General features: G+C 62.8%; 8 protein-coding genes. 4 read left to right on the top strand and 4 right to left on the bottom strand.

Annotated elements, in window-relative coordinates; all coding sequences use genetic code 11:
- Window positions 1-2 precede the first annotated feature (2 nt).
- Together M0954_RS23795 and M0954_RS23790 are read left to right on the top strand one after the other, a co-directional pair.
- A complete protein-coding gene (locus M0954_RS23795) occupies window positions 3-1,316 on the top strand; it encodes a gluconate:H+ symporter (RefSeq protein WP_297355872.1) in 1,314 nt (437 codons plus the stop codon).
- 201 nt (window positions 1,317-1,517) lie between these two features.
- Window positions 1,518-1,808, top strand: coding sequence for a DUF1272 domain-containing protein (locus M0954_RS23790; RefSeq protein ID WP_123386721.1), 291 nt, complete (start codon window positions 1,518-1,520; stop codon window positions 1,806-1,808).
- A 25-nt stretch (window positions 1,809-1,833) separates the two neighbouring features.
- Here the strand turns inward: M0954_RS23790 and M0954_RS23785 are convergent, their stop codons facing one another.
- Both M0954_RS23785 and M0954_RS23780 read right to left on the bottom strand, forming a co-directional pair.
- Window positions 1,834-2,037, bottom strand: coding sequence for a zf-HC2 domain-containing protein (locus M0954_RS23785; protein WP_122157456.1), 204 nt, complete (start codon window positions 2,035-2,037; stop codon window positions 1,834-1,836).
- Entirely contained in the window at window positions 2,024-2,632 is a 609-nt protein-coding gene (locus M0954_RS23780; RefSeq protein ID WP_122157455.1) for an RNA polymerase factor sigma-70, read from the bottom strand. Before M0954_RS23780 ends, M0954_RS23785 begins: the two co-directional genes overlap by 14 nt.
- A 664-nt stretch (window positions 2,633-3,296) precedes the next feature.
- On the opposite strand from M0954_RS23780, the gene M0954_RS23775 reads away from it, so the two are divergent.
- Together M0954_RS23775 and M0954_RS23770 are read left to right on the top strand one after the other, a co-directional pair.
- The gene (locus M0954_RS23775) at window positions 3,297-3,581 is read left to right on the top strand and encodes a hypothetical protein (protein WP_122157454.1); all 285 of its coding nucleotides are present in this window, start codon (window positions 3,297-3,299) and stop codon (window positions 3,579-3,581) included.
- A gap of 11 nt (window positions 3,582-3,592) precedes the next feature.
- Window positions 3,593-3,868, top strand: coding sequence for a DUF6723 family protein (locus tag M0954_RS23770; protein WP_074266913.1), 276 nt, complete (start codon window positions 3,593-3,595; stop codon window positions 3,866-3,868).
- 469 nt (window positions 3,869-4,337) lie between these two features.
- On the opposite strand, the gene M0954_RS23765 is transcribed toward M0954_RS23770, so the two are convergent.
- Entirely contained in the window at window positions 4,338-5,279 is a 942-nt protein-coding gene (locus M0954_RS23765) for a hypothetical protein (RefSeq protein ID WP_297355871.1), read from the bottom strand.
- 261 nt (window positions 5,280-5,540) lie between these two features.
- The coding region (locus M0954_RS23760; RefSeq protein ID WP_297355869.1) for an ATP-binding protein at window positions 5,541-6,512 on the bottom strand (972 nt) is incomplete at its 5' end.

Here is a 6,512-nt window from a genome sequence, read left to right as displayed (position 1 = left end):
GCGTGCTAGGGCTCGTGCTGATCATCGTTTTTATTAGCGCACTCAAACTTGCGCCGTTCCTGTCGATCCTGGTCGGCACGTTCGCTGCCGGGTTCGCCGCGGGCCTGCCGCTCGAAGCGGTCGCAAGCGCCTTCAGCAAGGGAGCGGGCTCGCTGCTTGGCGACGTGGGGATCATCATCGCGCTGGGGGCGATGCTTGGCGCGTTAATGGCCGAGTCCGGCGCGGCGGATCGGCTCGTCTCGACCATCCTCAAGCATTCCACGCCGCGCTCACTGCCGTGGATGATGGCGCTGGTGGCGATCATCATCGGGATGCCGCTGTTTTTTGAAGTGGGTCTGGTGATGATGGTGCCGATCATCTTCGTGATGGCGCGCCGCTCCAAACAGCCGATCCTGCGCATCGCGATTCCCGCACTGGCCGGCATGACCACGTTGCATGCGTTGCTGCCGCCGCACCCGGGTCCGCTGATTGCCGTCAGCGCCCTGCACGCGGATCTTGGCCTGACACTTGGGCTGGGTCTGATCGTCGCCATTCCGGCGGTGATCCTGGCCGGACCGCTCTATGGCATCTGGTTGTCGGGGCGAATGGATGTGGCCGAGCCGGAGGAAATGGGCAAACTGTTCTCCGCGCAGACCGACACGGCCGAGCCGCCCAGCTTCGCCATTTCGCTGATCACGATCCTGTTGCCCGTCATTTTGATGTTAGGACGTACCGTCGCCAAACTGGCGCTGCAGCCGGAAACGTTCCTCTTTAACGCGCTTAATTTTCTCGGCGAACCGCTGGTCGCCCTCGGGCTCACGGTGCTGTTCGCCATCGTCGCGCTCGGCTGGTCGCGGGGCATGCCGCGCGACCGCGTGAGCGGCATCCTGCGCAAAAGCCTGCCGCCGATCGCGGCGCTGCTTTTGACCATCGGCGCTGGCGGGGGACTTAAGCAAGCGCTGGTGGTCGCGGGCATCAGCACGACCATCGGCAAGATCGCGGTCGGCGCGCACATGCCTTTGATCCTGCTCGCGTGGCTGATCGCCGTCGCGTTGCGCCAGGCCACCGGTTCGGCCACCGTCGCCACGACGACGACGGCCGGTATCGTCGCGCCGGTCGTCATCGGCCTCAGCCCGACGCATAATTCGTTGATGGCGCTCGCCATCGGTGCGGGTTCGGTGTTCTTCTGCCACGTGAACGACGCGGGTTTCTGGATGGTGCGTGAATACTTCGGCCTGAAACTTAAGCAGACGGTGTTCGTCTGGTCGATCCTGCAGACTATTGTGTCGGTGGTTGGACTCGCGCTGACACTCTTGATGTGGAGTGTCCTGACCTAAGGCGGAGGGCTGCCGCGTCGGCACGCGTGGCAGCACCGGGTGCCCGCGGAATCATCGACACCCCGCCTGATCCGCAGCGCCTACACTACCGCGTAACGAAGGGGGCAGCGAATGAACCGCCCCCCAAAAGTTGGACACCAATCCAACCCTTGGGTGCAGCTCACAACGCACCTTTTTCTTCCTGCAAATACGGAGCATGTGATGCTGGAACTGAGACCATCCTGTGAAGGATGTAGCAAGTCATTGCCGCCGAACGCGCCCGACGCGATGATCTGCAGTTACGAGTGCACCTTCTGCGAAAATTGCGCGCTAGGCACGCTTGGCGACGTGTGTCCGAATTGCGGCGGTAATTTCCAGCCCCGGCCCATCCGTCCGCGCGCGATGCTCGCCAAAAATCCCGCCGGCGAGCAGCGGCATCCGACACACATCGACGAAGCCGGCCATGCGGCCTTTCTCGAGCGGTATCGCACGATACCGCCCGGCGAGCGCTAACCCGCTGCGGCAACCTGCCGGCGCGTCAATCGTCAGAATGGACCTTGCCGGCTCCATCGAGCCCGCTTAACTCGCGCGACGCCGTCCGCAGCAGACTGATGTGTTTGCGGTAGTTGCGGCAGCCGCCGCAGATCGGAAGATGCAGCCCGACCGCGATCCATTCGCCGGCCTTCAATGGCCGATCGAGCGCGTCCGATAGCAGCCGTGTGATGTTCTTACATTTCCCCATTCGCGTCTTCTCCAGAAAGGCCTTTTTCGGTCAGGCAGGTGCGCAGCCTTAGCCTTGCGCGATAGATCAGGACGCTGCAATGATTCGCGGTCATCTGCAATTCAGTGCAGATCTCTTCAGTTTCCAGATCGAGGAATTCGCGCATCATGAACACTCGGCCGATATGTTCCGGCAAGTGATCGAGGCACATCTCGAACAGCTGCCAGAATTGCTGCTGGCGGAGTGCGGTCTCGGGCGTTGGCCATGGGCGCGGTTTGGCCTCTTTCGACCAGTGACCGTTGTCCTTGAAAAGCTCGCGGTCGAGCAACGCTTCGTCGTCAAGTTCGGAGTCGAGTTCTGACAGGTTTACCGTGCGTTTGCGGGCGCGCAAAGTGTCGACCAGTTTGTGCCGCAATATCCCGAACACCCATGTCTTGTGCTCCGATTGCGCGGCGAACCGGTCGGCTTGCGACCACGCCGCGGCGAGCGCTTCCTGGACCGCGTCTTCGGCGGCTGCTGCATCGCGCAGTTGCAGTCGGGCGAAGCGCAACAGATCGCGCCGCAGTTGCGTGAGATAGACCGGGTCGTCGAACCCGGGTCCTGCCGTTTGCCTCATGCCTGCTCCCGCCGTACGGCGCCTGGGCCAACAACTGGATTCCCTGGCGAGCGTGGCGCCGCACTAACGCATCTGCCCTGGCGCGCTGCATGATCAATGATGTTCATATGTGGATGTTTTCTGGATGCCGAAGATGAGCGTGACGCTCATCTTCCCGCTCGTTTCTGCTGTAGCAAACAGAAGTTCAGCATGGATTTACCCGCAGCAGCGACCTAAACACAGATGAGTCGGCAAAAGCGCGCACGTATGACAGCGGTAGCAGCAAAATTTCAGTATTTCTTTTTGAACGTGCCGCTCGAAGATCGTCGATCCCGGAGAGCGATTTCCACGACGAACGCCGCCATTCAAATGTCCCGCGTCATTCGGGTGCATACGTGCTACAGTGGCTCAACCGCTTGTTGATCTCTCGCGCGCTTGCGCCGACCCCCTCACGTCTTCGCTCTGTAGCGCTTCCCGGATCGATCAGGATCCCTTTCTTTTATGTCACTGCGCGTGGCCGTTGCTCCGACGTAACGGAGGCGACCTTCGTTTGCGTATCGACACCCCTGCGCCAGTCGCAGAACCGCCTGCCGCAGGAACCGAAGTCGTGTGTTGTGAGCCGCACAAAAGGCGGTGCCCATACCGCGATCTCCACCGGGCAAACCACTTACGGGAGACAACGACCATGAACAACATCATCAGAAGCTACCGCGGACTCGAGATTTATACGTTGGTTTATCCCCATCAGCCGCGGGGAGCCAACGGCACGCGTCATTACGATGCGGGTTTCGATGCATCGGTGAAGATCTGCCGGCGCGGCAAGGACGACACGATGACGACGAGTCGCGTGTTTCGTGTGCCAAGCCGTTTGCCGTTCGGGACGACGGGCGATGCGCGCATGGCCTCGGCAAGTCACGCGGAACAGGTCATTGACGGCATGATTGCCGGCCAGTCGATCGTCGGGTTGTAAGCGGAGTCTCGATGGCTTATTCCACCACCACCGCCCGGCGCCAGCCGCTACAGGACCAGCCGGATCGCCCTGGCCGGGAGAACTATCACGTGGCGGTATCGTCGCGCCGTACATCGAGCGGGACGGTGCCGACGCTAAAGGTCACACGGTTGAGCGATGGACGGGCGATCTACCCGTTCCAGGGGCATGCAGACATGCCGTTCTTCGAAGACGCACAAGCTGCGGAACTGTACGCGCAAACGTACGGCTTGCAGCTTGTGGACGGGGATATCGCCGTGCCGGAATAACCGGGGGCGAAAACATACTCTATTCGGGCGTCTTCCTGGCCGTCGGCGTCACCGGCCGATAGCGCCATTTTTCCGCTCCAGAGTCGATCTGGGCGTCGTTCTGCCTGCGCTTCTCCGCTCTCGCTTGATCTGCAAGGTCGAGTTCTGTGCGCTTGTCCCTCAGTGGCTGTGCTGCGTCGGGCCGATACGACATAAAACCTCCGTTGTTATATTAAGTTGAACCGGCCCGGACGCATTACGGCTTCCAGCGCTCATCCATGCCGCCACCGTCCGTTCCGCTGCCGCGTCGCCATACTACCTTGCCACGCTTGAACAGCGGCCATTTGCCTTAATTCGTCTCAGACCGGAGACGTGCTTGACTGCAAAGGCAAAACCTCCACTTATCCACAAGGTTATTCAGCGAAATTGTGGATAACTTTGGAGGCCGCAGGGTTATCCACCGCAGCCTCCCAGGAAGCGCGCTCAGGCGTCACACGTGATGGTGTCCCGTCACGCGATCCCAACCGTGCCGTACCGCGGCCTTGAACCCTTCCCACGTGCCGGTCGCGGCCGGCGAGGTGGCTTCCCAATGGCGCCGCGCTTCCGGCTCGACGTCGTCCCAAGGGCGGTCGCGAAAGCGCGCGTCATGGGCAATCGTCGCGCCGTAGCGATACGCGGGCACGTAGTCCTCGTAGCGAGCTTCCTCACTTGCGTACTGCTCGTCGTAGTGATTGCGGAAGTCTTCTTCATACTCGAGAAACTCGTCCGGAATCGTCTCGCCCTCGATGGGTTCCGGGCGTCGCGCGGCCGGCGCCACATCCACCGGCGTGAACACGGCGCCAAAACCCGGCGCGCTGCCAGCAGCAATGGTGTTGAGCGTGGCCGCTTCGCTGAGTGGCCGCGCCGTCAACGGCTCGTCGACAATCGGATCAGCAGGTACGGGCGGCACGCCGCGCCGTGGATCTCCCGGGGCGACGCTCGCAGAGGGCGGCGCGTTGGCGCCGCCTATGCCGAGTTCGTCGAGTACCGAGTTTTCCCGGCGGGCGGCCGGTTCGTCCCGTTCTGTGTCCCAGCCCGGTTGGCGCTCGCCGATGTCGGTGGCGCCCAGCCGTGCCAAGGTGCTACTGGCAAGCTCTGCGTGCGATTCGCTGGCGGCGTTGACGCAGACCAGCACAGCACCGCGGCGCACGGCGTCGGTATAGCGCTCTGCCTCCGGCGCGCGCGGTTCCTTGGCAAACAGGCTGGAGATGAAGCGTTCGATATTGGCCAGCATGCCAGCGTTTTCGACTGCGTCCGTCGCGCCAGTGGCAGAGGGAACTGGGTTGGCCTGCAATTCGATGGCGTCATAGGCGAAACCCGTCTGCACAAGCGTGCCGCGCGCGCTCTCCGCCTGGGCGTAGGTGTCGAATAAACCAATTACGGTATGTCGCATGGCTGTCTCCCGACGTTTTACTGACGGCCGCCGCGATAGCGCGGAGCCTTCTACTCGTCGAGACGCGCAACGATCGTGCCGGACCCTGGCGCAGCGTCAGGCAGCACGCCTCCGAGCCATGCGGCGCGTGGGTTAGCGGGTTGGAGGCGGTGGCCAGCGGCCCGGCAAGGCGCCTCTTTTACAACAACTGGTAATTCGAGCCGTGCCGGCTGCCAAAAATTCAAAGTCCCGCGTAGCCAGCGGAAGCCCGCCGCGGCACGGTCAATTCGCGGAATGCGCGCTGGTCTGCGTCAGATCGTGCTGGATGTCCTGCAGCAGCTTGTCCAGCAGGGCGATATCGAACGGTTTGGACAGCACCCGTACGTCGACATGACGTGCGCGGTCGAGTTCTTCCGCATAACCGGTCACGAGAATGACCGGCAAGCGCGTTTCGAAGGCCTGAACCGCTTCGGCCAGGTCGATACCGTTGGTCGTGCCGGGCATATGGATGTCGGAGATCACCAGGTCGAACGGCAGCGGATCGCCGGTGCGCTTTTGTCTGGCGTGTGCTTCGTCGAACAGGCGCAGCGCGGTATCCGCGTTGAACACGCAGGTGACCTGGTGGCCCATCATCTGCAGCAAGGCTTCGGTGCCGGCGGCGACCTCGTCGTTGTCTTCGACCAGCAGGATGCGCAGGCCTTGCGGCGTGCCGGTGTCTTCGACCTTCGGCTCGGCGGGACGCTCGGCCTCCGGCAGGGCCGCGGCACGCGGCAGATACAGCCTCACCGAGGTGCCCGCGCCGATCGCGCTGTCGATCGCGGCGAGGCCGCCCGAGCGCTCGCAAAATGCGAACACCTGCGGTAATCCCAAGCCGGTACCCATGCCTTTTGGTTTGGTCGTGAAGAGCGGTTCGAACGCTCGGGCGAGTACGTCCGGCGGCATGCCCACGCCGGTATCTTCGAGCGAGAGTTGCACGAAATCGCCCGTCAGCGGAAAGCCGTCCTCATGACGGAAGGTAATGTTGGCCGCCCTGACGGTGAAGCGGCCGCCGTTGGGCATGGCGTCGCGCGCGTTGACGGCGAGATTGATCAGCGCCAGCTCGAGTTCCGCAACGTCCACGCGCATCGGCCAGATGTTGGTGCCGATGTCCATCACGAGCGAAACCTTCGCGCCGAGCGACGCGCGCAGCAGTTCGCGGCAGGCCGGCAGCCACCGCTCGACGGCGAGCGTCTCGTTGCGCAACGGCTGTTTGCG

This window comes from Paraburkholderia sp., assembly GCF_026225065.1.
Lineage (GTDB): Bacteria > Pseudomonadota > Gammaproteobacteria > Burkholderiales > Burkholderiaceae > Paraburkholderia.
The sequence above is the reverse complement of the archived record's forward strand: the minus strand, read 5'-3'. Positions and strand labels throughout refer to the sequence as shown.

Excerpts from the sequence above, each read along its gene's own strand:
- M0954_RS23790 (WP_123386721.1), top strand. The coding sequence starts at position 1,518 with ATGCTGGAACTGAGACCATCCTGTGAAGGATGTAGCAAGTCATTGCCG.
- M0954_RS23785 (WP_122157456.1), bottom strand. The coding sequence starts at position 2,037 with ATGGGGAAATGTAAGAACATCACACGGCTGCTATCGGACGCGCTCGAT.
- M0954_RS23780 (WP_122157455.1), bottom strand. The coding sequence starts at position 2,632 with ATGAGGCAAACGGCAGGACCCGGGTTCGACGACCCGGTCTATCTCACG.
- M0954_RS23775 (WP_122157454.1), top strand. The coding sequence starts at position 3,297 with ATGAACAACATCATCAGAAGCTACCGCGGACTCGAGATTTATACGTTG.
- M0954_RS23770 (WP_074266913.1), top strand. The coding sequence starts at position 3,593 with ATGGCTTATTCCACCACCACCGCCCGGCGCCAGCCGCTACAGGACCAG.
- M0954_RS23765 (WP_297355871.1), bottom strand. The coding sequence starts at position 5,279 with ATGCGACATACCGTAATTGGTTTATTCGACACCTACGCCCAGGCGGAG.